Raw genomic sequence first — 24,998 nt, forward strand, 5'->3', positions numbered from 1 at the left:
TCACCTCTCCAGGAGGGTCGGGGCGGCACCGAGCAGGGTGCGCGTGTACGGGTGCTGCGGGTGGGTGAAGAGCGCGTCGGACGGCCCGGTCTCGACGATCTGCCCGGCGTTCATCACGGCCATCCGGTCGGAGACGTAGCGGACCGTCGCGATGTCGTGGCTGATGAACACCATGCCCAGGCCGAGGCCGTCCTTGAGGTCGGTGAGGAGGTTGAGCACCTGGGCGCGCACCGACACGTCGAGGGCAGAGGTGGGTTCGTCGGCGACGATGACGTCCGGCTCGAGCGACAGCGCCCGGGCGATCGCGACCCGCTGCCGCTGCCCGCCGGAGATCTGGCGGGGCAGCACGTCCAGCGCCGAGGCGGGCAGGCCGACCAGTTCGAGCAGCCGGCGCACCCGCGCCTCCCGCTCGTCCTCCGTCCCGATGCGGTGGACGACGGGCGGGTCGAGCAGCTGGTCGCGCACGGGCATCCGCGGGTTGAGGGCGGTCGCAGGATCCTGGAACACCACGGAGACCGCGCGACCCAGCTCGCGCCGGAACCCCGCGCCGTAGCGCAACGGACGGCCCCGGAACAGCACCTCGCCCTGCGTCGGGCGTTGCAGACCCACGAGCACCCGGGCGAGCGTGGACTTCCCGCAGCCCGACTCGCCCACGATGCCCACCGTCTCGCCGCGGCGCACGGTGAAGTCGACGTCGTTCACGGCATGGACGGTGCCGGGGCGGAAGAGCCCGCCGGTCCGCGTCCGGTGGATCACGTGGACGCCGCGCAGCTCCAGTGCCGGAGAGTCGTCGGCAGGGCCGGCAGGGCCGGCGGTGGTGGCAGCGTGGCTCATCGGAGGGCCTCCAGTTCGGGGTGGGCCGCATACACGTGGTCGGTGCCCGGCACGGTGACCATCGGCGGCCGGACGTCGCGCCCGATCTCCGGGTGGGAGGAGCGGGGCGCGAAGCGGTCACCGGTGACGAACTCCCGCGGGCTGGGCACCACGCCCGGCACCTGGTGCAGCCGGCCCGCCCCGGACACGATGGAGAGCACCGATCCGAGCAACCCCCGGGTGTACTCGTGGCGCGGGTCGCGCAGCAGGTCGGCCGTCGCGCCCGACTCGACGACCTGCCCGGCGTACATCACGGTGACGCGGTGGGCGACGGACGCGACGAGCGCCAGATCGTGGCTGACGAAGACCATGGCGAAGCCGAGCTTCTCCCGCAGGTCGTTGAGCAGGTCGATGACCTGCTTCTGCACCGTCACGTCGAGCGCCGTGGTCGGCTCGTCGGCGATGACCAGGCGCGGGTTGCGCGTCAGCGCCATCGCGATGAGGACCCGCTGCCGCTGCCCACCCGAGAGTTCGTGCGGGTAGGACGCCAGCGTGCGGGCCGGGTCGAGGCCCACCAGGTCGAGCAAGTCCTCGGCCGACCGCTGCCCCCCGCGCGACGTGAGCTGCTTCAGCTGGGTGCGCACCAACATCGACGGGTTCAGGGAGCTGAGGGCGTCCTGGTAGATCATGGCGATCTCGTGGCCGCGCAGGGCGTTGTGCCGGGCCGGGCTGAGCGTGAGCAGGTCGGTGCCGTCGAAGCGGATCGATCCCGACAGCCGCGCCGAGGGCGGCAACAGCCCCATGATCGCCATCGACGTGATCGACTTGCCGCAGCCGGACTCGCCGACCAGGCCCATCGTCTCGCCGGGGCGCACGGCGAAGCTCACGTGGTCGACCACCGCGACGTCCCCATGCTGCTCGGGGAAGCGGATCGACAGGTTGTCGACCTCCAGCAGGGGCGTGGCGTCCTCGGTGTAGACGAGCCGGTCGTTCCGCTCGGCCTCCACCACGGCGAGCGCGGCCAGGCGCTCCTCCAGCGGCACGGCGGGCTCCCCGGCGGCGGCGAGCTCGGCCGCCACGGCGTCCGCCCCCGCCTCGTCGGCGGCGTCGCGGATCCTGACCGGACGCCGCGCCTTCGGCGCGACCATCGCGTCGGTCATCCCCTCGGAGAGGATGTTGAGGCACAACGTGGTGACGAGGATGGCGAGGCCGGGGAAGAACGTGGCCCACCAGCCGCCGATGAGGAGCAACTGCTTGCCGTCGGCCAGCACGTTGCCCCAGGACGGGTTCGGCGGGCGGACCCCAGCGTTGATGAACGACAGGGACGCCTCGAACACGATGGCGTCCGCGACCAGCACGGTGGCGAACACCAGGATGGGCGCGATGCAGTTGCGGGCGACGTGCTTGGCGAGGATCCACCACGTCGCGGCGCCCATGACGCGGGACGCGGCCACGTAGTCCTCCCCGAACTGGGCGAGCACATTGGCGCGCACCACCCGGGTGAGCTGCGGGGTGTAGAGGAACGCGATGGCGAACACGAGCACCGGCAGGGACGCCCCCCACACGGCGACGAACACCGCGGCGAGCGCGATGCCGGGGAAGCTCATGATGATGTCGAGGATGCGCATGAGCACCTCGGAGACCCACTTGTGGCTCGTGGCGGCGACCGAGCCGAGGACGGCCGCGGCCACCAGGGCCACCGCGGTCGCAGCCAGGCCGATCACGAGCGAGCTGCGCGCACCGTGCACGACCCGGCTGAAGATGTCGCGTCCGATCTGGTCGGTGCCGAAGAAGTGCTCGGCGCTCGGCGGCTGGGCGGGGGTGCCGGTGGCCAGCGGGCTCTGCGTGGCGACGAGCGGCGCGAAGATCGCCATGAGGGCGACCACGGCGAGCAGCACGAGCGCGATGCGGGACCCCCACGGCAGGGCGCGCAGGCGCAGGCCGGGCTCGGAGAGGCGTTCGGTGAGGCGGCGGCGCATGGCAGACCGTCCTGATCCTGGGGTTCACGAGGACGTAGAGCACGTCCACGATGATGTTGATGACGATGAACGCGATCGCCACCGTCAAGGTGACGCCCTGGACGAGATAGACATCGTTCCGTGTCACCCCGTCGAGGATGAGCTGGCCCATGGCGCGGATGTTGAAGATGATCTCGATGATGACGGCACCGCCCATCAGGTAGCCGACGCGCAGGCCGAGCACGGTGATGGGGGTGATCAGCGCGTTGCGCAGCACGTTGCGGGCGATCACGACCGGCCGGGGGATGCCGGCGCCGATCGCGGTGCGGACGTAGTCGCGGTCGAGCTCCTCCACCATCGAGGTGCGCACCACGCGCGTCAGGGAGCCGGCCACGGGCACCGCGAGCGCGATGGCGGGCAGCGAGATGTTGTTCACCCAGATGCCCGGATCCTGGGTGAACGGCACCCAGCGGGCGATGACGGCCGGGTAGAGCCCGGCGCCCCCGGGCACCGTCGAGAGCCACTGGATCAGCAGGATCGCCAGCCAGAAGGACGGCGTCGCCAGCGCCGCGATCGACAGGACGCGAATGATCTGGTCGGGCCAGCGGTCGCGGTACAGCGCGGCGGTGATGCCCAGCACGAGCGACAAGACGACGGCCAGCACCAGACCCACCAAGGTGAGCTGCAGCGTGATGGGGAATGCCGCGGCGACGTACTCCGTCACCGGCACGTTGCCGGCGCTCATCCCCAGGTCACCGCGTAGCAGACCGCCGAGGAAAGAGACGTAGCGCACGAGCAGGGGGTCGTTGAGGCCGTGGGTCTCCCGGTAGGCCTCGATGGCCTCCTGGGACGCCGCCTCACCGAGGGCGAGACGGGCCGGGTCGGCCGGGGAGAAGGACATCACCAGGAACACCAGCAGCGTCACGCCCAGCACCATGACGGGGAACGCGACGAGGCGGCGTCCGATGAGTTGGAGCAAGGTGGTCACAGGTGACTCCAAGGAGATGACGAAAACGGGACCGGCCCCCAGCGGGGTGGGTCGGGGGACGGGTGGCCGGCCCGGAGGGAGGGGCCGGCCACCCGCGTCAGGGGGTCAGGCCTGCGTGGTGCCGACGTCGATGAACGACAGACCCGTCAGGGCGATGGGCTGGAAGTCGACCAGCGTGTCGGCGTCGTAGCCCGTCGTCGTCTTGCGGTGGAACAGCGGGTACAGCGGCACCTCGTCGCTGAGGAGGTTGAAGATCTCGCTCCACGTCGCCTCCTGCTCGGCACCGGTCTGCCGGGCGCCCTCGTCGAGCAGCGTCTGCACCTGCGTGTACGACTCCGTGCCCTTCCAGTGCATCCGGGCCTCGGTCCAGGTGTCCCCGGCGTACCACCAGCGCATGAGCAGGTCGGCGTCCGAGCCGAACACCGACGGGTCGCCGGGGGCGACGAGCACGTCATAGGCGTTCACGTTCTCGGGCCCGGTGATGGCGTTGTAGGCCTCCGAGCTCTGCCGCTCGTCGAACTCCACGGTCAGGCCGACCGCCTCCAGCGACTCCCTGATGATGGGGGTGGCGAGCTGCACCCAGCCGTGGTTGGTGCACATCATGCGGAACGAGGTCAGACCGGTCTCGGCGAGCAGTGCGCGGGCGCGGTCGGCGTCCAGCGCGTACACCGTCGACGCCCGCTCGTACGAGGGGTGCGTCTCCTGGAGGAACGAGGTGGCCGGGGTGGCGTTGCCCTGGTAGGCGGTCTGGACGACCTTCTCCATGTCGATCGCGTAGAGGAACGCCTGCCGGTTGCGCACGTCGTCGAACGGCGCCTTGCCCTGGTTGAACATGGCGAACAGCAGACCGAAGCCCTGCTCGGACGCCACCGTGGCGTTCTGCTCCAGGGTGGCGATCGAGAGCTCCGGGACGAGGTCCATGGGCCCGTGGCGCATGACCGACAACTCGGCCACGTCGCGCGAGATCGTCTTCGAGCGGTTCGACGACTACACCGGTTCGCGGCCAGCGTGAGGGCAGCGGTCGTGGTCAGCGGGTCGTAGCCGTTGGTGCCGAGCTCGTAGCTGATGCCGGCGGTGATGGTGCCGTCCTCGGCGGCCGTGCCTGCGCCGGGGGTGGTGCCGGCGTCGGTGCCGGTCGTTTCGCGCTGGGCGGGGGTGGTGCCGCAGGCCGAGAGGGTGCCGGTGAGAGCCGCAGCGGCGCCCATGGCCCCGGCCAGCCCCAGGAAGCGCCGGCGCGTGGTGCCGGGGAAGAGTTCGTTGCTCGTGGACGCTCCTAATGTCGGACGTCCGATGTCTGACGTTTGTGCCAGTATAGAGGGACGCAGGGCGAAGGAGCAATCACGAATGGATCACGATCCGCTGCCGGGGGGGCGCTGGCACACCACCACGGCGATCAAGGAGCTGATGCTCGCGCGAGGCCTCAAGCCCGGCGACCCGATGCCGACGGAGTCCGAGCTCGTGGAGACGACGGGCGTGTCGCGCTCCAAGCTGCGCGAGGCCGTCCGGACGCTGACCGCCCTCGACATCCTGCAAGTGCGCCACGGCACCGGCACGTTCGTCGGGCAGCTGTCGATGCGCCCCCTGGTGGAGGGCATGGTCTTCCGGGGGGTGTTGGCACCCGGGGACGACACGACGATGCTCACCCAGGTGGTCGAGGTGCGCACGGGGCTCGACCTGGGGCTCGCCCCGCGCATCGTGGAGCGGCTCGCGGGGCGCGACGACCCCGAACTGAGGGCCTGCGTTCGGGCCATGGCGGACGCCGCGGGCCGCGGCGAGAGCTTCAGCTCCGAGGACCGGACGTTCCACCTCACCCTCGCCGAGCGGCTCGGCAACGATCTCTACGGGGAGATTGTCGCCGCGTTCTGGGACATTCACATGACGGTCGCCCCCCGGCTCGGTCTGGCTGGGCCGCGTGACCTGACCGACACCGCGTTGGCGCACGAGCGGATGCTCGATGCCGCGATCGCCGGCGACATCGACGCCTACCGGGCGGCGGTGGTCGACCACTACACACCCATCCTCCGGATGCTGGGCCAGCACGGGCCCAGCCCCCGGGATCCCTGAACAGGAGTTGTCATGGAAGTCATCATCTGTCCGGACGCCGAGGCGGTCGCCCAGCTGGCTGCCGCCAAGGTCGAGCGCGTCGCGCGCGACCGGGGGCCGCAGCCAGTCATCGGCGTGGCCACCGGGTCGTCGCCCGTCGCGCTCTACGACGCGCTGGCCGCGCGGGTGGCGTCCGGAGAATTGGACCTCTCCGACGCCCACGCCTTCGCCCTCGATGAGTACGTCGGCCTGCCGCCGGGGCACCCCGAGTCCTACGAAGAGGTGATCCGCCGCACCGTGACCGAGCCGCTGGGCCTCGATCCGGCTCGCGTCCACGTGCCCGACGGCCGTGCGCAGGATCTCGAGGCCGCCGCGGCGGCGTACGAGGACGCCATCGCGGCCGCTGGCGGCGTCGACGTCCAGATCCTGGGCATCGGCTCGAACGGCCACGTCGGGTTCAACGAGCCCACCAGCTCGCTGGCGTCCCGCACGCGCATCAAGACGCTCACGGCTCGCACCCGCTTCGACAACGCGCGCTTCTTCGCGTCCGCCGACGAGGTGCCCACGCACTGCCTCACCCAGGGGCTCGGCACGATCATGGCCGCGCACGAGGTGGTGCTGGTCGCGCAGGGCGACGGCAAGGCGGACGCCGTCGCCGGGCTGGTCGAGGGGCCGATCACGGCCATGGTGCCCGGGTCGGTGCTGCAGTTGCACCGGCGTGCGACCGTGGTGGTGGACGAGGCGGCCGCCGCCAAGCTGCAGCTGGCCGAGTACTACCGTGAAACCTATGAGCGCAAGCCCGACTGGCAGCGGTTCCGCACCGGCCTGTGACACCCGCCTCCGGGCGGGGCGGGTCTTCACGGGCCACGAGGTGGTGGCGCCCGGCGTCCTGGACATCGCGGCGGGGCGGGTCGTCGGGGTCTCAGGTGAGCCGCACGGTGCCGCGGCGCAGGAGGTCGATCTCGGCGACGTGACGCTGGCGCCAGGGTTGGTGGACGTCCACACCCACGGCGGTGCGGGCGCGGAATTCGCCAACGATCCGGTCACGGCCGCCGCCCACCACCTGCGGCACGGCACCACGAGCGCGGTCGCCTCCTTCGTCACCATGCCGGTGGCCTCCCTGGCCGAACGCGTCGCTGCTTTGGTGCCGCACGTCGCGGCGAGGACGATCGCGGGCGTCCATCTCGAGGGGCCCTGGATCGCCGAGGAATTCCACGGCGCGCACCCCGTCGACCTGCTGTGCGACCCCGACCCGGCCGACGTCGCCCACATCGTCGAGGCGGGCGAGGGGATCGTTCGCATGGTCACCATCGCGGTGGAACGCCCGGGGGCGATGGACGCCGTCCGCTTTCTTGCCGACCGGGGGGTGGTCGCCGCCATCGGGCACACGGCGGCCACGTTCGACCAGACGCGGGACGCCCTGGTGGCGGGGGTGAGTGGGGTCACGCACCTGTTCAACGCCATGCCGGGCCTCCACCACCGCCGGCCCGGGCCCATCCTGGCGCTGCTGCAGGACGCCGACGCGTGGCTGGAGGTCATCGCCGACGGCGTCCACCTAAACCCCGAGCTGGTGCGCTGGGTATTCGGCCAGGCGCCCGGACGCGTCGTGCTGATCACGGACGCGCTCGCCGCCGCCGGCATGCCGGACGGGCACTTCACCTCGGGTTCGCTCGACGTGGACGTCCGGGACGGCAAGGCGCTGGTCGCCGGCACCGAGACGATCGCCGGCAGCACGCTCGTGCTCGGCGACGCGGTGCGCAACGTCATCGGCTGGGGGGTGCCGTGGGCCGACGCCGTGCGCGCTGCCACCCTGCACCCCGCGCGCTACCTCGGCCTGGACGGCGTCGGCGAGCTCGTTCCCGGGGCCCGTGCGGACGTGGTGGCGCTGGCGTCCGACTGGAGCGTGCGCGGGGTGTGGAAGGACGGGGCCGCCGTGGCCTGACCCGGCTCAGGCCACCAGGGCGGGAAGCGCCTCCTCGATGCGGTGCCGGACGACGGCGTCCGCCTGCGGATCGTACGGTGTGGGCTCGGCGTTGACGATGACGAGCAGGGCGCCGCGACCGACCGCGTGGGGCACCAGCCCGGCCACGGGGTGCACCTGCAGGGAGGTGCCGACGGCGAGCACAAGATCGCACCGCTCGGCGAGCGCCACCGCGGCGTCCAGCACCGCCGGGTCGAGCATCTCGCCGAACAGCACCACGGTCGCCCGGGTGATCCCCCCACAGCGGGGGCAGCGGGGGTCGGGGTCACCCGCCTCGACCAGGGCGAGCATCTCGGCGAGCGGGCCGGTGGCGTCGCACCCCTCGCAGCGCCACGAGCGGGCGTTGCCGTGGATCTCGTGGACGAGTTCGGGCGACGAACCCGCCGCCAGGTGCAGGCCGTCGGTGTTCTGCGTGACGATGCCGGCCAGGCGGTGCTGACGCTCGAGGGTGACGAGGGCGTGGTGGCCCGGGTTGGGCTGCGCCGTGCGAGCCGGGGACGTGGCGCGGATCTGCCAGGCGCGGCGGCGGATCTCGACGTCGCGGCGGTACCAGCTCAGCGTGGAGATGCGCTCGGCGTCCGGGTCGAGGGTCCAGCGGCCGCGGGGGCCACGAAAGTCCGGGATGCCCGAGGCCGTCGACAGCCCCGCCCCAGTGAGGGCGAGCACGGCGGACGCCCCCGCGACGAGTGCGCGGGCCTGCTCGAACTGCTGATCGGTCATGCCACCCCCTGGCGGTCCGGCGGCGTCGCCGGTGGGGAACACCGTACCCAGTCCGCTCCGTCTCTGGCCTGTCGGACGCCCTCGCCGGGCAGACTGCGCCGCGCGGGGCGGGCTGGGGGGCGGCGGCTCGCGTAGGGCGGCTCCAGGCACGCCGCTTGCCTGCGGCGGGGGCTCGAGGCACGTCGCTCCCCGCCCATCGCCGTGCTCACGTTGCAGCGAGAGCGGCGCTACGGCCAGGGAGGGGAGTGGCCCGGAAGGGGCCCGCAAGGAGAGCACTCCGGCGCCGGGGGAGCAGCGCTGCGTCCGGGGAGCGAGGTTGGCCGCGGGGGCCTGTGGACCCCGGTGGCCGTGGGCCCCGGTGATGGTGAGCCCCCGGTGATGGTGAGCCCCCGGTGATGGTGCGGCCCGAGCCTGCCCCGGTGCCCCCCGACGGGCTAGGCTCCCCACCATGACCGACCCCTCGCAGGAGCGGCGCGCCGACGCGCAGCGCATGGCCGAGCTGGCGGTGTCCGCGCGCGCCGGGGAGTCGCGGGCAGCGCAACGGATCGTCGATCGGTTCGTGGAGCAGGCGACCGCGCGGGGCATCGCGCCGGTTCCGCTGGAGGCGACCCAGTTGGACGGCCGCCGCGTGCGCACCGACCGAATCGGGTGGTACGTCAACAAGAAGCAGACCCTCGCCATCGGCACCGGGGGAGAGTGGTTCGTCCTCCAGGTGCCGACCTCGTGGATGAGCCGTTTCACCGGCGTGAAGCTGCAGCCGTCGCCGCCGGAGCTGGTGGTGGCCCGCGGTGGACGCGACGGCGAAAGTGGTGACCTGCAGGAGTTTCTCGACCGTGTTCTCGCCGGCCGGTGAGCGTCACAGCCCTGACGTGAGGCACCGAGAGGCTGCGGCACCCCAACCAGCAGCCCCCCGGGCAGTAAAAGGGTAAGCCAGCCCCGGGTTCAGAGCAATCATCGCCGCCCCTGCTCTCGCTGCTCGGCCCGGTGGGGGCGCCTGCACCACGCCAACGATGAATCCCCCCACCCCAGGGTGATCCGGCGGACAACACCGGGGGTGGTTCGGGCAACACTCCTGCCAACACCCGGACGCGAATCTTGCGGCCATGACAGCAGAGCACTGGCAGGCGACGGCGCGGGCGTGGGATGCGGAGTGGGAGCGCCTCGCGCCCCCGGGGCGGACCGTCCCGACGGCGTGGCTGCTCGCGTGCCCGGTGTTGACGCCGGCCACGTGGGTGTGTGAGGTTGCGGACGTCGTCCGCACCGATCCGGACGCCGTGCTGCTCGCCCTGCTGCGGCTCCACCGCACCGGGGACACCTTGGCCGGGCAGGCCGTCCTGCGGGCGATGACACCGAAGGCGGTGCGGATGGCCGCTCGCGACGCCGAGGCGGGCCTGGCCGACTACCTGGCCGCGTTGTGGGAGCGGATCGCCACCTATCCGGTGGAGCGCCGCCCCACCCGGGTGGCGGCCAACCTCGCACTGGATGCACTGAAAACGGTGAAATCTGCCCGGGCGTGTCGCCCGACCCACGCGTGGGCGCCCGTGGCCGAGCAGCACGACCCGTTGGTGGGCGACGCCGTGCTGGACGCAGGCCTGCGGCTCGGTGTCATCGACGCCCAGACGCGCCGCACCCTGGCCTGCGTGTACGTCGAGGGACACAGCAGCGCGGACGCCGCGCGCGAACTCGGCACCAGCAGCGACGCGGTGCGGTGGCGGTGCAGCAAGGGGGTGCGCGCCCTACGCGCCCACGCCGGCGACCTCGTCGCCGAGCTCGTGGGGTGAGGGCGGCCGCCGGCGGGTCAGCGCCCGGCGAGCCCGTTCTCGTAGGCGAAGAGAACCAGGCCCACCCGGTCGCGGGCCTGCAGCTTGGTCAGCAGACGGCCGATGTGGGTCTTGACGGTGCCCTCGGCCATGAAGAGCCGCGCGGCGATCTCGGCGTTGGTGGCGCCGGCCGCGACCTCCCCCAGCACCTCCCGTTCGCGGTCGGTGAGCAGGGCCAATCGGGGATCCTGCGCGTGGGGACTGGTGTCGAGGGTGGGCACGACGTGGTCCAGCAGGCGGCGGGTCGTGGAGGGGGCCATGACGGCGTCGCCGGCGGCCACGTTGCGGATGGCGTTCAGCAGGTCGGCCGGGCGGGCGTCCTTGAGGAGGAAGCCGCTAGCTCCGGCCTTGAGGGCGGCGAACGCGTACTCGTCGAGGTCGAAGGTGGTGAGCACCAGCACGCGCGAGGGCAGGCCCGCCTCGGTGATGCGCCGGGTCGCCTCCACGCCGTCGAGCACGGGCATGCGGACGTCCATGAGCACGACGTCGGCGGGGTGAGCGGTGAGGGCCCGCAGCGCCTCGGCGCCGTCGGACGCCTCCCCGACCACCTTGAGGTCCTCGGAGGAGTCGATCAGCATGCGGAAGCCGCTGCGCACCAGGGACTGGTCGTCGGCCAGGAAGACGCGAATGGGGGGCACGGGTCAGCTCCTTCGGTGGGTGGGATGGGGGCTCGGTGGTGGCGCGGGCAGCGTGGCCAGCACGCGGAACCCGGGGGAGGAGGTGCGGGGGCCGGCCCGCAACGACCCGCCCATGGACGCCACGCGTTCGTACATGCCGCGCAGGCCGTTGCCGCCACCGTCGGTCGGATCCTCGACGCCCTCGCCGTCGTCCTGCACATCGATCGTGATGTGCTGCGGGCCGTACGACAGCGAGACCGTCGCGTGGGCGGACGCCCCGGCGTGCTTGAGGAAGTTGGTGAGGGCCTCCTGCACCACGCGGTAGATGGTGAGGGCCAGGGCCGGAGGCACGTTGCCGGGCTCGCCGTGCACGACGAGGCGCGCCCGGTCGCTCGTCCGCGCCACCAGTTCGGGGATGTCCTCGAGGGTGGGCGTCGGTGCGTACGTGGGCCGCTCCCCGGCCTCGGGGCCCGCCCGCAGGACGCCGACGATGCGGCGCATCTCGTGGAGCGCCTCGCGGCCCGTCTCGGCGATCGTGTCGAGCGCCTCGGCGGCCACGTCGGGGTTCCGCGCGGCCGCGGCCCGCCCGCCCTCGGCCTGCACGATCATGACCGACAGCGAGTGCGCGACGATGTCGTGCAACTCGCGCGCGATCACGGCACGGGCGGACGCCTCCGCCAGCCTGCCCTGCTGTTCCCGCTCCGCGAGCAGCAGGCGATACCGCTCCTCGGCGATGCGGACCTCGGCGCCCCGAGACTCGGCGACCTCGCGCGCGCGGCGTCCGATGGCATAGGGGGTCAGCACCGCGCCGAGACAGGCGCCCCAGGAGAGCACGTCGACACTCGGGTTGCCGGACGTCGTGTTCTCGAACCAGCGCATGGGACCCAACAGGGAGGCAAAGGTGCCGATGACCAGCACGGAGCGCGACGCGTGGCCGGGCACCCAGCGCGCCACGCTGTACGCGACGATCGGGACGGCGATCAGCGACGGCGACGGCACATCGAGGAGCACCAGGTGCAGCGCCCCGGCGACGCTGACGAGCGCGAGCATGAGAAGAGGGGCATGCCGGCGCAGGGTCAGGGGCAGCAACATGGCGAGCGACACGCCCACGACGCGGGGGTCGGGCTCTTGGGTGCCGCCGAGCCAGACGAACGGCACCGCGATCACGACCAGGGACAGGGACACGGCGAGGATCCCGTCGGCCATCCAGTCACGTCGGGTGGCGCCGGGCGGGAACACCAGTTCGCTCGCACTCATCGGGCCCCAGCGTACGAGGCGGGACGAATCCGCAGTCGCTCGCGCGTGGGACAGCCTGGGGGACCCTTCCTTCCTAAGATGGGGCTGTGAAGAAGTTGGGTCTGCTCGCCGTGGTGACCGCCGCCGTCTGCGCGGCGTGGGCGCTCCGCACGCGACGCGTCCGCCGGGACGCCGCGGTGTGGGCGAACGTCACCGACACGGTGTGAGCGACCCGGCGTCCGTGCCGGAGACGGCACCCGTGAAAACCGGCACGGTGACTCCCGGTGAGGCTCCCACCACCTCCCCCGACATGAATGGTGAAGTATTCGCTACGGTGACCACCTGGGGCGCCGGCGACCCGCGTCCCGCCTCACCGGGGCGCCCGGGCACGGAAGGGGGTGAAGGGGTCATGGAGCTGTCGCGCTCTCGTGGCCGCAGCATCCTCATTTCCCCATGGCTGGGGGTGATCGTCCTCTTCGGGGCCCTCTCGTCGGTCGTCTTCATTGTGGCGGCCGTCCAGGCCGAGGATGTGCTGGCGAGGATCGTCGCGGCGGCGGCGATCGTGACGCTGTTCGGCGTCTTCTGCAATCTGACCGGCGACGCCATCCTGCTGCTCGACCGGCGGGGATTCCGCACCCTGTTCCAACGGCGCACGCCGTGGGAGGCCGTCACCGCCATCCGCGTGGCCGAGGTGCCCGAGTGGGGCATCGAGACCACCGCCGTGGTGCTCGACGTGGTGCGGGGGGACCATCTGCAGCAGCGGGTGCTCAAGGGTTTCGGGCGCCTCGGGCACCTGGTCGACCTCGAGGGCCTGCGTGACCGGCTCGAGGCCGCCCGCGCGGAGGCCCTGGGCGGGGCGTCCGGCACCGCGACGCACTGACCCGCCCCGGCGCCACCGACCTCAGCCCACCAGGGGCCTGCGCGTCCGCATCCGCGCCACGAGCGTTGCGACCACCACGACGACCGCGGCGACCGCCGCCGCCACCCCGACCGGCGTGGAGAGCGGGTCGCCGGCGAGCCGGGCCACCGCGATCCAGGCCAACCCCCAGGCGAGGGCGGCCGTGATGGCGAAGCGCCCGCCCAGGCGAAACGCGAGGAAGACGCCCACCGCCGCGACCACCACCAGCAGCGCCACCCCGGCCCAGTCGGCCGCCGCGCCGAGGTCGACGCCGGCGTCGACGAACGCGGCGGTGACGTTCGCGCACACCGCCACCGCCACCCAGCCGAGGTAGAGGCCGAACGTCACGTCGACGGCGAGCAGTTCGAACCAACCGCGCGGCTGCTCGCGGTGGATCACCACCATGAGACGGGCCAGGACGGCCAGCAGCGCCACGATGACCAGCACGCTCACCCAGATCCACCCCACCTGCGTCACACCCAGCCAGGCGCCGTTGAGCAGCATGGACGCCGCCGCGAGCCCCCCGGTCGCGCGGGCGCGGGAGTCGCTCGCCACGGACGGGAGCCACTGCCAGATCGTGTAGAGCAGCAGGCCGACGTAGATCACCGACCAGATCGAGAAGGCGGGGCCATCGGGGGCGATGAGCGTCGCGGTGTCCGACAGGGCGCCACCGGCCGACTCCGCGACCCGGTCGCCGACCAGGCCGGTGCCGAAGGCGGTGCCGATGTAGCAGACGATGAGGGAGACGGTGACGAGGATGCGGCGCGTGAGGTCAGACACGTGTCGGCCTTTCGGTCCAGATGGGATGCTGGCCTCCAACCTAGGTGACCGCCGAAGGGCCGGCCGCGGGCCGCCGGCAGCGGCGTCCGTGTGTGTCGTTTCAACAGTAGGATGGGCGACTCACAGCGAGAAGGGGGCGTGATGGAGCGCAGTCGTGAGCCGCGCCTGGGTGACGTCGCCGCACGCGCCGGGGTCTCGGTCGCCACCGTCTCCCGGGTGCTCAACAACCGCGGCTACCTCAGTCAGGCGACGCGCGAGCGGGTGTCCCAGGCGATCGAGGAACTGGACTACCGCCCCAACCAGGTGGCCCGATCGCTGCTGAGCCGGCGCACCGGCACCGTCGGCCTCATCCTCCCCACGGTCGCCCTCCCGTTCTTCGGCGAGGTGGCCGTCGCGGTGGAGAACGAGCTGGCCGAGCGCGGCCTGCGCCTGCTGTTGTGCAACAGCTTCGGACGCGCCGATCGCGAGCGCGAGCACCTCGACCTGCTCGTCCGCAACCGCGTGGACGGCATCATCTCCGGAGCCCACAACGATCCGTTGGCCGAGTACGACACGATCCGTCAGCCCGCGGTCACGATCGACCGCGAGCTGGCCCCGCACATCCCCAATGTGCGCGCCGACAACGAGGCCGGCGGTCGCCTCGCGACGCAGCACCTGCTGGAGCGCGGTGCGCGGCGTCCGGTGTTCCTCACCTCGCGTTCGCACGAACGCAACCTGCGCGAGCGCGGGTACTGCGCGGTGCTGGCCGCCGCCGGCATCGAGCCGATCGTCGTGACTGCGGAGTTCCACACCCCTGAGCCGGAGCGCAGCCAGCGCGTCCATGGCGCGCTGGATGCGCTCGCCGAGGTGGTGGACGCCGTCTTCGCCACCGACGACCTGCTCGCCGCGACCGCCCTGGAGTGGGCCGCCCTGCGCGGCCGGCGCGTCCCCGACGAGCTGCGGGTCATCGGCTTCGACGGCACGGCCACCATGCGGAGCGCCCTGCCCGGGTTGACCACCATTCAGCAGCCGATCGCCGAGATCTGCCGCACCGCGGTGGCCGTGCTCGCCGAGCGGATCGGCACCCCGGACGCCGCGGCGGCCAGCTCGGACGCCGTCGCCGCGGTCGAGCTGCCGGTCACCCTCGTGGCCGGCCGCACCACCTGACCCAGCACCACCTCATTCAACGCCACTCCACCGCGGCGGCCTCGGCCTCCCGCTCGGCCTGCTCGATCGACTCCCCGACGGCGGCGCTGGCCAGCGAAACCTTGCCGCGGGTCGAGCCGTAGACCATCGCGGAGGTGAACGCCAGCACGACGGTGATGCCCTGGACGACCAGGAACAGGGGGATGTCCTGGGGCCGGATCGACAGGAAGCCGACCAGCCCGGCGGCGCCGAGCGCAATGCCGTTGATCTGGAACAGGGCCACCAGCGCGCCGCCGATCGCGGCGCAGCCGAGGCCGATGAAGAACGGCCACCGCAAGCGCAGGTTCACACCGAAGATGGCGGGCTCGGTGATGCCGAACAGGGCGGACGCCGCCGAGGCACCCGAGATGCCCTTGAGCTTCGCGTCCCGCGCCAGGATGAAGACGGCCAGACACACGGCACCCTGGGCGACGTTGGCCATGGCGGCGATGGGGAAGATGAACGAACCGCCCTGCGCGATGAGCGGCAACTCGACGGCGGGGAACGACTGGTGCAGGCCGGTCACCACGATCGGGGAGTACACCAGGCCGAACAGCAGGCCACCGAAGACGCCCGTGTTCGCGTACGTCCAGGCCAGGCCGTCGGTGATGCCGGTGGACAGGATGCGGGTCAGGGGGCCGACGACCACGAAGGCCAGGAAACCCGTGAGCAGCAGGGTGAACAAGGGGGTGAGCAGGAAGTCGGCGGTGCCCCGGAAGATCGTGTGGAAACGCTTCTCGATCCACGCCAGCATGAACGAGACGAACAGCACGGGGATGACCTGGGCCTGGTAGCCGACCTGCTCCACCGACAGGCCGAACAGCTGCCATGTCGGGATCGTCTCGCCGGCTTCCAGCATCGCGCCGTAGTCGTAAGCGTTGACGAGGCCGCTGCTCACCATCGCGGCGCCCATGGCCGCACCGAGGTACACGTTGCCGCCGAAGCGTTTCACGGCGGAGAAGCCGATGAGGACGGGAAGGAAGGCGAACGCGGCGGCGGAGATGAGGTTGATCAGCGCCGCGTAGTCGGCGATCGCGGGGAACATCTCGACGACGGACTGGTCGCCGAACAGGCCCTGGGCCGTCAGCACGTTGTTGAGCGCCATCATCAGGCCGCCGGCGATGAGGGCGGGCAGGATCGGCACGAAGATGTCGGCGATCGTCTTGATCAGGCGCATCACGGGAGGGTCCTTCGCGGCCGCGACCTGTTTGGCCTCGTCCTTGCTGACCTCGCGGAGGCGCCCGGTGCCCACCAGGAAGTCGTGGACGATGTCGACGTCGCCGGGGCCGATGATGATCTGGTACATGCCGCCGGCCAGGAAGGTGCCCTTGACATCGGGGTCGTTGTCGAGGGACGCCTGGTCGACCTTGTCCTCGTCGGCCAGCACGAGGCGCAGGCGGGTGGCGCAGTGGGCGGCGGCGTTGATGTTGCCCGGGCCGCCGACGGCGGCCAGGACCCGGCGTGCGACGTCGGAATGATCCATGCGAAAACCGGTCTCCTCTGATCCGGGTGCGTGCGCCCCCGCCGCCAGGCGGAGGCGCCGGTCCATCAACCGAGGAGCACACTAGGGGGCCGAGGCGCCGGTGTGAAGCTGCTCACCCGGGGCTTGCGCCGGTGTCGTCCGTGCGCTCACCCCGGGTGCCGTCGATCACCGGCTGACCACCCGCCGCAGCACGACCTTCTCGATCTCCACGGCCACCATGACGGCCAGTCCGATCGCGCCGCACAACGCCCAGGCCTCCCAGCCCAGCGGCGTCGAGCCGAACCAGGCGTGCATGAAGGGGGCGTAGACGAACACCAGCTGGAGCGGGACGAGCAACGCGATGCAGATCCACACCACCCGGTTGTTGAACAGCACCGAGGGCTTGAGGCTGGAGCCGGTGAGCGACTTCACGTTGATGAGGTAGAACACCTGGGCCAGCACGATGACGTTGACGGTCAGGGTGCGGGCTTCCTCGAGCGGCACGCCGGCGTCCATCTGTGTGAGGAACACCGTCAGCGCCGCGCCGCCGATCAGGGCGGAGACGAAGATCACCCGCCACAGGAAGACGCCGTCGAGGATGGGGCGTCCGGGTTCGCGGGGGGCGCGGGCCATGATGCCCTCCTCCGCGGGCTCGTAGGCCAGCGCGAACGCCAGCGTCACCGAGATGACCATGTTGACCCACAGGATCTGCAGCGGCGACATGGGCAGCGCGAAGCCCGCCAGGATCGCGGCGACGATGACGAGCGCCTCGCCGCCGTTGGTGGGCAGCATGAACAGGATCGACTTGCGGAGGTTGTCGTAGATCGTGCGGCCCTGCTCGACGGCCCGCTCGATGGAGGAGAAGTTGTCGTCGGCCAGGACGACGTCGGCCGCCTCCTTGGTGACCTCGGTGCCCTTGATGCCCATGGCGACGCCGACGTCGGCGCAGGGCGGGGGCGTCGTTCACGCCGTCGCCGGTCATGGCGACCACCTGGTCGCGGCTCTGCAGGGCCTTCACCAGGCGGAGCTTGTGCTCCGGCGAGACCCGGGCGAACACGTTGTGCTTCTCGGCGACGTCGGGCAGTTCCTCATCCGACAGCTCCTCCAGCTCGGCGCCGGTGATCGTGGAGATCTCGTCGGCCAGGGCCAGCTCGCGGCCGATGGCCTCGGCGGTGCCCGCGTGGTCGCCGGTGATCATCTTGACGTCGATGCCGGCGCTGCGGCACAGCTTGATGGCCTCGATGGCTTCGGGACGCGGCGGGTCGACGATGCCGACGATGCCCTGGAAGGTGAAGCCCTCGCCCGGATCGTCGCCGAGATTGCCGTCCGCGGCGCGGCGGGCGGCGGCCAGGACGCGCAGGCCGTCGGCGGAGAGCTCGTCGATGACGCCCTCCCAGTGGGCGCGGTCGAGGTCGGCGGTGGCGTCCGGGTTGTCGGCGTCCGCCTGGTCGGCGCACAGGTCGAGGATCCGGTCGGGCGCGCCCTTGAGGAACACGATGTCGTCACCGTCCGGCGTCGTGGCCTGGACGGCCATGTATTTGTTGTCGGAGTTGAACGGGATGTCGTCGGTGCGCCGGTGGCCGTCGGCGTCGAAGTCGACCTTGGCGGCCAGCGTCACCAGGGCGCCCTCGGTGGGCTCGCCGCTGATGGTCCAGCGCTGGTCCTCACGCCTCAGCTCGGTGTCGTTGGCCACGGCCATGGTGGTCACGAAGGCGCGGAGATCGGCGTGGTCGTCGAGGCGGATCTCGGCGCCGTCGAGCGTGACCTTGCCGTCGGGGGCATAGCCCTCGCCCGCCACCTCGTAGCGGTGGGTGGGCGTGACGACCGTGCGGGCGGTCATCTCGTTGGCGGTGAGCGTGCCCGTCTTGTCGGAGCAGATCGTGGTCACCGAACCAAGGGTCTCGATCGAGGTCATGGTGCGCGTGATGGCGTTGCGGTTCGCCATCGCCGAGACGCCGCGGGCCAGCGTGATCGTCAGGATCGCGGGCAGACCTTCGGGGATCGCGCCGACCGCGAAGCCGATGGAGGCCTGGAACAGCTCCTCCAGATCGGAACCGTGGAGCAGCCAGCCGAGCCCGAACAGGGCGGCGGCGGCCAACACGATGATGAGGCTCAGCACCTTGCCGAACGAATTCATCTGCTTGGTCAGCGGCGTCTCGAGGGTCTCGACCTCGCTCAGCATGTCGCTGATCCGGCCGATCTCGGTGTCCTGGCCGGTTGCGACGACGACGCAGCGGCCCGAGCCGCCGGCGACCATCGAGGAGGAGAACGCCATCGAGCGCCGGTCGCCGACGCCGGCGCCCGCGTCCACCGCATCGGTGGACTTCTCGGCGGCCTCGGACTCGCCGGTGAGCGCCGACTCCTCGATGCGCAAGCTGCTGGACTGCACGAGGCGCAGGTCGGCCGGCACCCGATCGCCGCTGCGGAGCCGGACGATGTCACCCGGCACGATCTCCTCGGCCTCGACCTCCGTCCACGACCCGTCGCGGCGCACCGTGGCGCTGGGGGAGAGCATGTCGCGGATGCCCTCGAGCGCCTTCTCCGCGCGGCCCCCCTGCACAAAGCCGATGACCGCATTGATCACCGCGACCGCCGCGATGACGATGGTGTCCACCCAGTGACCCATGAACGCCGTGATCACCGCCGCGACGAGGAGCACGTAGATGAGCACGTCGTTGAAGTGGTGCAGGAAGCGCAGCACCGGGTTCTGCTTCGGCGGCTCCGGCAGCGCGTTGCGCCCGTGCTCGTCGAGCCGCCGGGACGCCTCGTCTGCGGTCAGCCCGGCGTCCGCGTCGGTCTGCAGGGCGGCGAGGACGGCGTCCGGGGCTTCACTGTGGGCGCGTTCGAGTTCAGTGGAGGGCATGGGATGCCTTTCACGACGATGGGGTTTCGCCCCCCATTCTAATGGCTGCGACAAGCCCTGTTGCTGCTCGGAGGGGTTTGCTGACCGTGCCGAGCTGCGTGATCGAGGCCCGCGGCGGGAGCGGTGCCCGGGGCCGCGTCGGCAGGGTTGTGCGAGTGAGGACGCGGCGGCGCGCTGCGGGTGGGTGGGGACCATCACGTGGCGCCCCGGGGCGCACGTGGCGCGTCTGATGGTCACGTGGCGCAGCGGGGCTCACGTGGCGGGCCTTGCACGGGCCTCCAGGTGAGCTGCGGTGCGCCAGGTGACGTGGGCTGCGCCACGTGGGGTGGGGATGCGCCACGTGGGGATGGAGGGTGCGCCACGTGGGGATGGAGGGTGCGCCGCGGTGGGGATGGGGGTGCGCCAGGTGACGTTGGGCTGCGCCGGGTGGGCTCTCCGGACGCCCCGCGCGGCGCGGGCGACGCCCTGACGCCTCGGATGTGCAGGGGTGGGAAGACAACGACCAAGCGGGGCCTCGACGTTGACACCGGCGGGCCCTTTGCTCACACCGGCAGGGCTCATCCCGACGCAGACGGGGCCGTCTTCTCGGAGAATCGCCCGTCTGCTGCCGCCGACGCGATCACTCCCCTGCTGAACCGACCGCCTCCCTGGCCGAGTGTTCGCCTCCCTGCCGGAGTGCCCACCACCCCACCCCTTTCGCACCTCCCTGCTGGTGCAACAGCAGGGGGGTGGACTGGGGATGGGGTGGCGACGGCAACGCTAGGGAGGCGGGCCTTCGGGCAGGGTGGCGCGGTGAACGGCAGGGTGGCGCGGTGAACGGCAGGGTGGCGGTGGTGTTTGAGGGCAGGGTGGTGTCGGCAACGCCAGGGAGGCGGGCTCACCGGCAGGCTGTCGGCGTCGACGGCAGGGTCGCTGCGTTGATTGGGCCGGGTGGCGGCGTCAACGGCACGGATGAGGAGCTGGCGTCCGGCCCCGCGGCCGAAGCGCTGCCCGGTGCCGAGGACGTCACACTCACCACCTCCGACGGGCTCGAACTCAGTGCGTGATGGGTGCCGCCGACGGCAGCGGACCGGGAGGTCGCCGTGCTCGTCGCGCCCGGGAACGGCGGCAATCGCGGCGGTCGGGCCCCGCTGGCCCGGGTGTTGGCCGAGCGAGGGTTCAGCGTCCTGCTCATGGATGACCGCGGCTACGGCGGCAACCCCGGCCGCCCTCGGAGACCGGCATCACGCGGGACGCCCGCGCTGCGGCCGCGCTCGTCACCAGCCGCGGGTTCACCCCCGAGCGGACTCTCCATCTCGGCGAGTCACTCGGCACCGGCGTGGTCGCCCAGCTCGCGGCGTCCGGCCCGCCCGCGGGCGTCGTCCTGCGCTCGCCGTACACGTCGTTCGCCGATGTGGCGAAGGTGCCGTCGTCGCCTGAGACCGTGCGCGGGCCGCAGGGAGGTAATGACGGACCCTCCCGCGGCGGCGGCGTCCGGCCTACCGTGGAGACATGACTGATGAACTGGTGCTGAACAATGGTGTGACGATGCCGTCGGTGGGGCTGGGGGTGTTCCAGAGCCCGCCGGAGGAGACGACCGCGGCCGTCGCCGAGGCGCTCAAGGTGGGCTAAGGGCACATCGACACCGCGGCGGCCTACGGCAACGAGCGCGAGGTGGGTGAGGGCATCCGCACGTCGGGGGTGGATCGCGACGAGGTGTTCATCGAGACGAAGGTCTGGGTGAGCGACTACGGCTTCGAGTCAACGCTGCACGCGTTCGAGAAGGCGAGCGCGAAGCTGGGGGTGCCGACGCTGGACCTGCTGATCCTGCACCAGCCCGGCACGGGCCGGTTCGCCGAGACGATCGAGGCGTACCGGGGCCTGGAGAAGCTGCTGGCCGACGGCAAGGTGCGCGCCATCGGTGTGAGCAACTTCATGCGCAGCCAGCTCGAGGAGCTGCTCGCGGCCACTGAGGTGGTGCCGGCGGTGAACCAGATCGAGCTGCACCCGTACTTCACCCAGCCCGATGTGCAGGCCGCCAACGCCGAGCACGGCATCCTCACGCAGGCGTGGTCGCCGATTGGCGGCATCACGTTCTACCCGGGCTTCGGGGACGACGATGGCGAGCGTCGCTCGGTCATGGACGACCCGTCGATCAAGGCGATCGCGGACGCCCACGGCAAGTCGGCGGCCCAGGTGATGATCCGGTGGCACATTCAAGAGGGCCGTTCGGCGATCCCGAAGTCGACGAACCCGAAGCGCATCGCGCAGAACTTCGACGTGTTCGACTTCCAGCTCACCGACGACGAGCTGGCGAAGCTGGACGGGCTCGACACGGGCGTCCGCGGCGGGCCCGACCCGCTGGAGTCGCAGGCGGCGTACTTCGAGCGGGAGATCCCGGAGGCCTGAGGTCCGGCGACGGCGTCCCGCGGTTCAGTTCTCGGACAGCGGGATGCCGTCGCGGCCGGAGTAGGTGACGACGATCTCGGCCGGGAGATCGCCGGTGTAACCGCGATGCACGGTGCCGACCGGTTCGCCGAACGCCTCGCCGCCACGCACGTGCAGCGTGCGCCCGCTGTCGCGCTCCTCAAGGGTGAACTCGCCCTCGATGACGTAGGCGGCGTTCGGGATCGGGTGCGTGTGCCACGGCAGGGAGCTGTGCGGGGGCACGCTGAACCGCATCACGGTGAGCTGCGGCACACCTTCGGGATAGCCGCTGTACGCGACGCCGTTCCAGGATTCGGTGGTCTGCAGCACCTGATCGGTGCGGACGCCCCCGCCGTCGGTGGAGGTGGTGGACGCCCCTTGGCTGAGGAAGGCCAGCAGGTGGCGGTTGAACGCCTGGGGCTCGTTCCAGTGTGGGGTGTGCCCGCTGTGGGCGTAGACGGTGAGGTGCGCGTCCGGGAGGTTGTCTACCAGCCACTGCATGGTCTGCGGGGGGTAGGCGAACGAGGACGCCCCCGTCGCCACCCAGGTCGGTACCGCCACCTGCGGCACCAGGTCGCGCCAGTCGGCCACGAAGTGATCGGCGACCAGGGCCGCGTGCGGACCGGCCATGAGGTCGGTGAGCGGGTACTGGTCGAGTAGCTCGCGGACGTGACTCGGCTTGGCCGGCTCCCGGCTGGCGTCTCCCAACGAGTGGCCTCCCGCGACATGATCTTCAACGCGATCCCACGTCATGCCCCAGAGCCCGAGCTGCCAGTTCGCGTCGTTGACGATGCGCGGCGACTGGTCGATCAGCACGATGCGCGCGATCGAGGCGGTGCCGCGCAGTGAGAGCAGCGCGAAGACGACCGAGACGCCCATCGAGTGACCGACCAGCACCACGTCATCAAGCCGCTCGTGCTGCAACAGCTCGTGCAGGTCGGCGCCGAGGCGGCTGATGCGGTGCCCGGTCGGGGTCGCTGAGGACGCGCCATGGAAGCGCAGGTCGACGGCGATCACGCGGTAACCGGCCTCCAGCAGGGCCGGGCGTTGTAACGACCAGTGGTCCCCGCGGGAACCGAGCCCGTGCACCAGCACCACGGGTTGGCCGGACCCTTGGTCGTCATAGCTGATCGATGCCCCGTCGGCAGTGGTGAACGTTTTCGTGGCCATGGGCGTCCTCTCGGGGTGAAAGCTGACGAACCGGTGCGGGGGTGCCGGCGACGAGGTGGTCCGCCGTCGATGGTCCCGCTCCTTGCTGCGCCAACGCTAGCGCGAATCTACGCGGACGATGGGAGCGCGGGTGCGATCAGAATCGCGGGGGACAAGTCCGTGGTGGGGGAGGTGATGCAGGCCCTCGCCCGGACGCAGCAGGCCCGGTCAGATCCATGCCAAAGATGGGTGAGGGGATGCTGCGGCGGGTCGAGGTGCGCGCTGTTGACCTCCACGGTGCTCTGCATGAGGTGGTGTAGGGGATGCATGAGGTGGTGAAGGGTCTGCATGGGGTGGTGAAGTGCGACCTGAACGTCTGCATCGGGTGGACCTGCGTAGAGAGTTTGAGAACCCCTGCCCAACCCTGAAAACCCCTATCTTTGCGCAGGTCACGCGGCTTCTACAAGCAGGACCGCCGTTCGTCGGGGGCCGACAGTGGCGGACTCGCGCGGTCGGATGGTGCGGTCAGTTGAGATGGCTCAAACCCTTCTGCTCCCCGAACAGGTCGACGATCTGGTGTCGGAGTATCGGTCGGGAGCGACGCTTGTGGAGCTGGCGGCGCAGTTCCGCGTGAACCGCCGAACTGTGGCCGCCCACTTGGTTCGTCGGGAGGTTCCGATCCGACGCGGGAGCTTCGACCCTTCCCGCATCCATGAAGCAGCCGACCTCTACCTCAGCGGACTGACGCTGGCAGAGGTCGGCGTAAAGGGGCTCTTCGGACATTCGGTGGGGATCACTGGGTGAGTCCGCCGGCGGCCAGGAGCATCCGGAGTCGGTAGTTCTCGAAGTTGCGGTAGCCGCGGGCCAGGCGGCGGTGGAGCTCGATGATGCCGTTGACGGCCTCGGTGCCACCGTTGGATGCCCGGGCGGTGGTGAAGTAGGCCAGGAACGCGTCCTTCCACTTGCGTAGCGTGCGGCCCAGGCGCGCGACCTCGGGGATCGGGCAGGTGTGGAAGACCTCGACGATCTTGGTCGCCGCTGCCAGCGCCTTCTTCGGGTTGGGCTGCTTGTAGGCGGCGCGCAGGTCCTGGGCGCAGCGCCAGGCGATGTAGACCTCCTCGTGGCGTTCGTCGGCGTTGATCGCCTCTTGCAGGCGTTGCAGCTGACGGTCGGTGAGGTTCTCCGCGCCGGCCCGCAGCATCGTCTGGATACCGAACAGTGGGTCGCCCTTGCGGCCCCGGTGACCGGTGGTGTCCTGCTGGACGCGGCGGCGTACCTCATCGACCACCGCGGTGCCGAGCTTGACGACATGGAAGCCGTCCAGGACTGCGACTGCGTCGGCGAACTGGTCATCGATCGCGGACTTGTAGCCGCCGAAGGGGTCCAGGGCCGCGACCCGATGCCCTCACGGAAGGCTGGCCCGCGTTCGGCGAGCCAGTCGGCGTAGGCCTTCTTCGAGCGTCCCGGCACCAGGTCCAGCAGCCTGGCGCGCACCACCCAGCGGCCACTCTTGTTGCGGTGGCGGGTCAGGTCGACCATCCCGGTCAGCTCCTTCGGGCCACGCTTCCTGGGGTCGACGTGGTGCCACAGGTGCTCATCGACGCCCAGGCTGAGCACGCCCTCGAAGCGTGTCTGGTCGGCGGCCAGGCCCTGCAGTCGGGGCTTGGTCGGGCGCCACAGCGTCTTCCAGGACGTCCCTAGCTGGCGGGCCAGACCGGCGAGGGTAGCGTGCTCACCACGGAGCTGCCCAATCGCCCAGGACACCGCCCGGACGGTGATCGAGCCGCGGGCGGCGACCAGGTCCGGGGCCTGCTCGGTGAACGTGGCGACACCGCAGTCGGGATCGGGGCAGCGCCAGCGGCGTTGCCGCCACCGCAGCCGCACCAGGGTCTGCCCATGCGGGACATCGCGCAGCACCCGAACCCTGCGGCCCCGGCTGAGCGCGACCACCCCACACCCCGGGCATCCCATCAGCTGCCGTGGCGTCGAGACCGTCACAACGAGCAGATCAGCAGATCGCTCGACCGCCTCCACGTGCACGACGCCCAGGCCTAGCATCACGTCGCAGCGCGGGCACGGGTCAGAAGTAGTGGGTGCGGC

Annotated in this window: 21 protein-coding genes and 4 pseudogenes; 10 read left to right on the plus strand and 15 right to left on the minus strand. The window is 71.3% G+C overall.

From position 1 onward, the window contains the following. The 5 genes and pseudogenes from IFY26_RS00745 to IFY26_RS18330 all read right to left on the minus strand — a co-directional run. The gene (locus IFY26_RS00745) at positions 1-834 is read right to left on the minus strand and encodes an ABC transporter ATP-binding protein (RefSeq protein WP_232547099.1); all 834 of its coding nucleotides are present in this window, start codon (positions 832-834) and stop codon (positions 1-3) included. Then, on the minus strand, positions 831-2,792 hold the full coding sequence (locus IFY26_RS00750) for a dipeptide/oligopeptide/nickel ABC transporter permease/ATP-binding protein (protein ID WP_232547100.1): 1,962 nt from the start codon (positions 2,790-2,792) through the stop codon (positions 831-833). Before IFY26_RS00750 ends, IFY26_RS00745 begins: the two co-directional genes overlap by 4 nt. 70 nt (positions 2,793-2,862) lie before the next feature. Continuing rightward, positions 2,863-3,708: pseudogene (locus tag IFY26_RS00755) on the minus strand (ABC transporter permease); the annotation flags it as partial. 156 nt (positions 3,709-3,864) lie between these two features. Further along, positions 3,865-4,680 (minus strand): ABC transporter substrate-binding protein, encoded by an 816-nt coding sequence (locus tag IFY26_RS00760; protein WP_232547101.1) that lies wholly within the window; start codon positions 4,678-4,680, stop codon positions 3,865-3,867. 284 nt (positions 4,681-4,964) lie between these two features. After that, positions 4,965-5,105 (minus strand): annotated as a pseudogene (locus IFY26_RS18330) (hypothetical protein); the annotation flags it as partial. Between IFY26_RS18330 and IFY26_RS00765 the strand changes: the two are divergent. Genes IFY26_RS00765 through nagA form a run of 3 tightly spaced genes read left to right on the plus strand, consistent with a single transcriptional unit; the run spans position 5,104 to position 7,744 of the window. Further along, positions 5,104-5,823, plus strand: a complete 720-nt coding sequence (locus tag IFY26_RS00765; protein ID WP_232547102.1) for a FadR/GntR family transcriptional regulator — start codon at positions 5,104-5,106, stop codon at positions 5,821-5,823. The pseudogene IFY26_RS18330 and the gene IFY26_RS00765 sit on opposite strands and share 2 nt — an antisense overlap. A gap of 12 nt (positions 5,824-5,835) precedes the next feature. Then, the gene (gene nagB, locus IFY26_RS00770; protein ID WP_232547103.1) at positions 5,836-6,633 is read left to right on the plus strand and encodes a glucosamine-6-phosphate deaminase; all 798 of its coding nucleotides are present in this window, start codon (positions 5,836-5,838) and stop codon (positions 6,631-6,633) included. Further along, positions 6,590-7,744, plus strand: coding sequence for an N-acetylglucosamine-6-phosphate deacetylase (gene nagA, locus IFY26_RS00775; RefSeq protein WP_232547104.1), 1,155 nt, complete (start codon positions 6,590-6,592; stop codon positions 7,742-7,744). The genes nagB and nagA overlap by 44 nt, the downstream gene beginning before the upstream one ends. Positions 7,745-7,750: 6 nt before the next feature. Here nagA and IFY26_RS00780 read toward each other — a convergent pair whose 3' ends face one another. Continuing rightward, positions 7,751-8,503 carry an SIR2 family NAD-dependent protein deacylase gene (locus tag IFY26_RS00780; protein ID WP_232547105.1) on the minus strand — a complete coding sequence of 251 codons (753 nt, stop codon included), beginning with the start codon at positions 8,501-8,503 and terminating at the stop codon, positions 7,751-7,753. 448 nt (positions 8,504-8,951) lie between these two features. Between IFY26_RS00780 and IFY26_RS00785 the strand changes: the two genes are divergently transcribed. Together IFY26_RS00785 and IFY26_RS00790 are read left to right on the plus strand one after the other, a co-directional pair. Next, positions 8,952-9,356: a hypothetical protein gene (locus tag IFY26_RS00785; protein WP_232547106.1), complete on the plus strand. Its 405-nt coding sequence runs from the start codon at positions 8,952-8,954 to the stop codon at positions 9,354-9,356. Between the two features lie 250 nt (positions 9,357-9,606). Continuing rightward, complete coding sequence (locus tag IFY26_RS00790) at positions 9,607-10,284, plus strand: RNA polymerase sigma factor (protein ID WP_232547107.1); 678 nt, start codon at positions 9,607-9,609, stop codon at positions 10,282-10,284. A 17-nt stretch (positions 10,285-10,301) separates the two neighbouring features. Here IFY26_RS00790 and IFY26_RS00795 read toward each other — a convergent pair whose 3' ends face one another. After that, the gene (locus IFY26_RS00795) at positions 10,302-10,961 is read right to left on the minus strand and encodes a response regulator (RefSeq protein ID WP_232547108.1); all 660 of its coding nucleotides are present in this window, start codon (positions 10,959-10,961) and stop codon (positions 10,302-10,304) included. Positions 10,962-10,964: 3 nt separating this feature from the next. After that, the gene (locus tag IFY26_RS00800; protein WP_232547109.1) at positions 10,965-12,197 is read right to left on the minus strand and encodes a sensor histidine kinase; all 1,233 of its coding nucleotides are present in this window, start codon (positions 12,195-12,197) and stop codon (positions 10,965-10,967) included. 388 nt (positions 12,198-12,585) lie between these two features. Here IFY26_RS00800 and IFY26_RS00805 point away from each other — a divergent pair, with 388 nt between their 5' ends. Then, positions 12,586-13,056, plus strand: a complete 471-nt coding sequence (locus IFY26_RS00805) for a hypothetical protein (protein WP_232547110.1) — start codon at positions 12,586-12,588, stop codon at positions 13,054-13,056. 21 nt (positions 13,057-13,077) lie between these two features. Here IFY26_RS00805 and IFY26_RS00810 read toward each other — a convergent pair whose 3' ends face one another. Beyond that, the gene (locus tag IFY26_RS00810) at positions 13,078-13,854 is read right to left on the minus strand and encodes a hypothetical protein (RefSeq protein ID WP_232547111.1); all 777 of its coding nucleotides are present in this window, start codon (positions 13,852-13,854) and stop codon (positions 13,078-13,080) included. Between the two features lie 141 nt (positions 13,855-13,995). Here IFY26_RS00810 and IFY26_RS00815 point away from each other — a divergent pair, with 141 nt between their 5' ends. After that, a complete protein-coding gene (locus IFY26_RS00815) occupies positions 13,996-15,000 on the plus strand; it encodes a LacI family DNA-binding transcriptional regulator (protein ID WP_232547112.1) in 1,005 nt (334 codons plus the stop codon). Between the two features lie 16 nt (positions 15,001-15,016). Here IFY26_RS00815 and IFY26_RS00820 read toward each other — a convergent pair whose 3' ends face one another. The 3 genes and pseudogenes from IFY26_RS00820 to IFY26_RS18335 form a co-directional block, all read right to left on the minus strand. Beyond that, positions 15,017-16,501, minus strand: coding sequence for a sucrose-specific PTS transporter subunit IIBC (locus IFY26_RS00820; protein ID WP_232547113.1), 1,485 nt, complete (start codon positions 16,499-16,501; stop codon positions 15,017-15,019). Between the two features lie 165 nt (positions 16,502-16,666). Then, on the minus strand, positions 16,667-17,407 hold the full coding sequence (locus IFY26_RS00825; RefSeq protein ID WP_232547114.1) for a cation transporting ATPase C-terminal domain-containing protein: 741 nt from the start codon (positions 17,405-17,407) through the stop codon (positions 16,667-16,669). Positions 17,408-17,483: 76 nt separating this feature from the next. Further along, a pseudogene (locus IFY26_RS18335) lies at positions 17,484-19,538 on the minus strand (cation-translocating P-type ATPase); the annotation flags it as partial. Positions 19,539-20,155: 617 nt separating this feature from the next. Between IFY26_RS18335 and IFY26_RS00835 the strand changes: the two are divergent. Continuing rightward, on the plus strand, positions 20,156-20,389 hold the full coding sequence (locus IFY26_RS00835; protein ID WP_232547116.1) for a hypothetical protein: 234 nt from the start codon (positions 20,156-20,158) through the stop codon (positions 20,387-20,389). A gap of 571 nt (positions 20,390-20,960) precedes the next feature. Further along, positions 20,961-21,731 (plus strand): aldo/keto reductase, encoded by a 771-nt coding sequence (locus IFY26_RS00840; protein ID WP_332836130.1) that lies wholly within the window; start codon positions 20,961-20,963, stop codon positions 21,729-21,731. 24 nt (positions 21,732-21,755) lie between these two features. On the opposite strand, the gene IFY26_RS00845 is transcribed toward IFY26_RS00840, so the two are convergent. Beyond that, positions 21,756-22,919 carry an alpha/beta fold hydrolase gene (locus IFY26_RS00845; RefSeq protein ID WP_232547118.1) on the minus strand — a complete coding sequence of 388 codons (1,164 nt, stop codon included), beginning with the start codon at positions 22,917-22,919 and terminating at the stop codon, positions 21,756-21,758. 513 nt (positions 22,920-23,432) lie between these two features. Here IFY26_RS00845 and IFY26_RS00850 point away from each other — a divergent pair. Next, positions 23,433-23,702, plus strand: a complete 270-nt coding sequence (locus IFY26_RS00850; RefSeq protein WP_232547119.1) for a hypothetical protein — start codon at positions 23,433-23,435, stop codon at positions 23,700-23,702. Here IFY26_RS00850 and IFY26_RS00855 read toward each other — a convergent pair. After that, positions 23,692-24,285 (minus strand): transposase, encoded by a 594-nt coding sequence (locus tag IFY26_RS00855; protein WP_269778988.1) that lies wholly within the window; start codon positions 24,283-24,285, stop codon positions 23,692-23,694. The two genes, IFY26_RS00850 and IFY26_RS00855, sit on opposite strands and share 11 nt — an antisense overlap. A gap of 467 nt (positions 24,286-24,752) precedes the next feature. Beyond that, positions 24,753-24,956 (minus strand): annotated as a pseudogene (locus IFY26_RS18340) (transposase family protein); the annotation flags it as partial. Between the last annotated feature and the right edge of the window lie 42 nt (positions 24,957-24,998).

Source organism: Propioniciclava soli, from assembly GCF_014858005.1.
Taxonomy (GTDB): Bacteria; Actinomycetota; Actinomycetes; order Propionibacteriales; family Propionibacteriaceae; genus Propioniciclava; species Propioniciclava soli.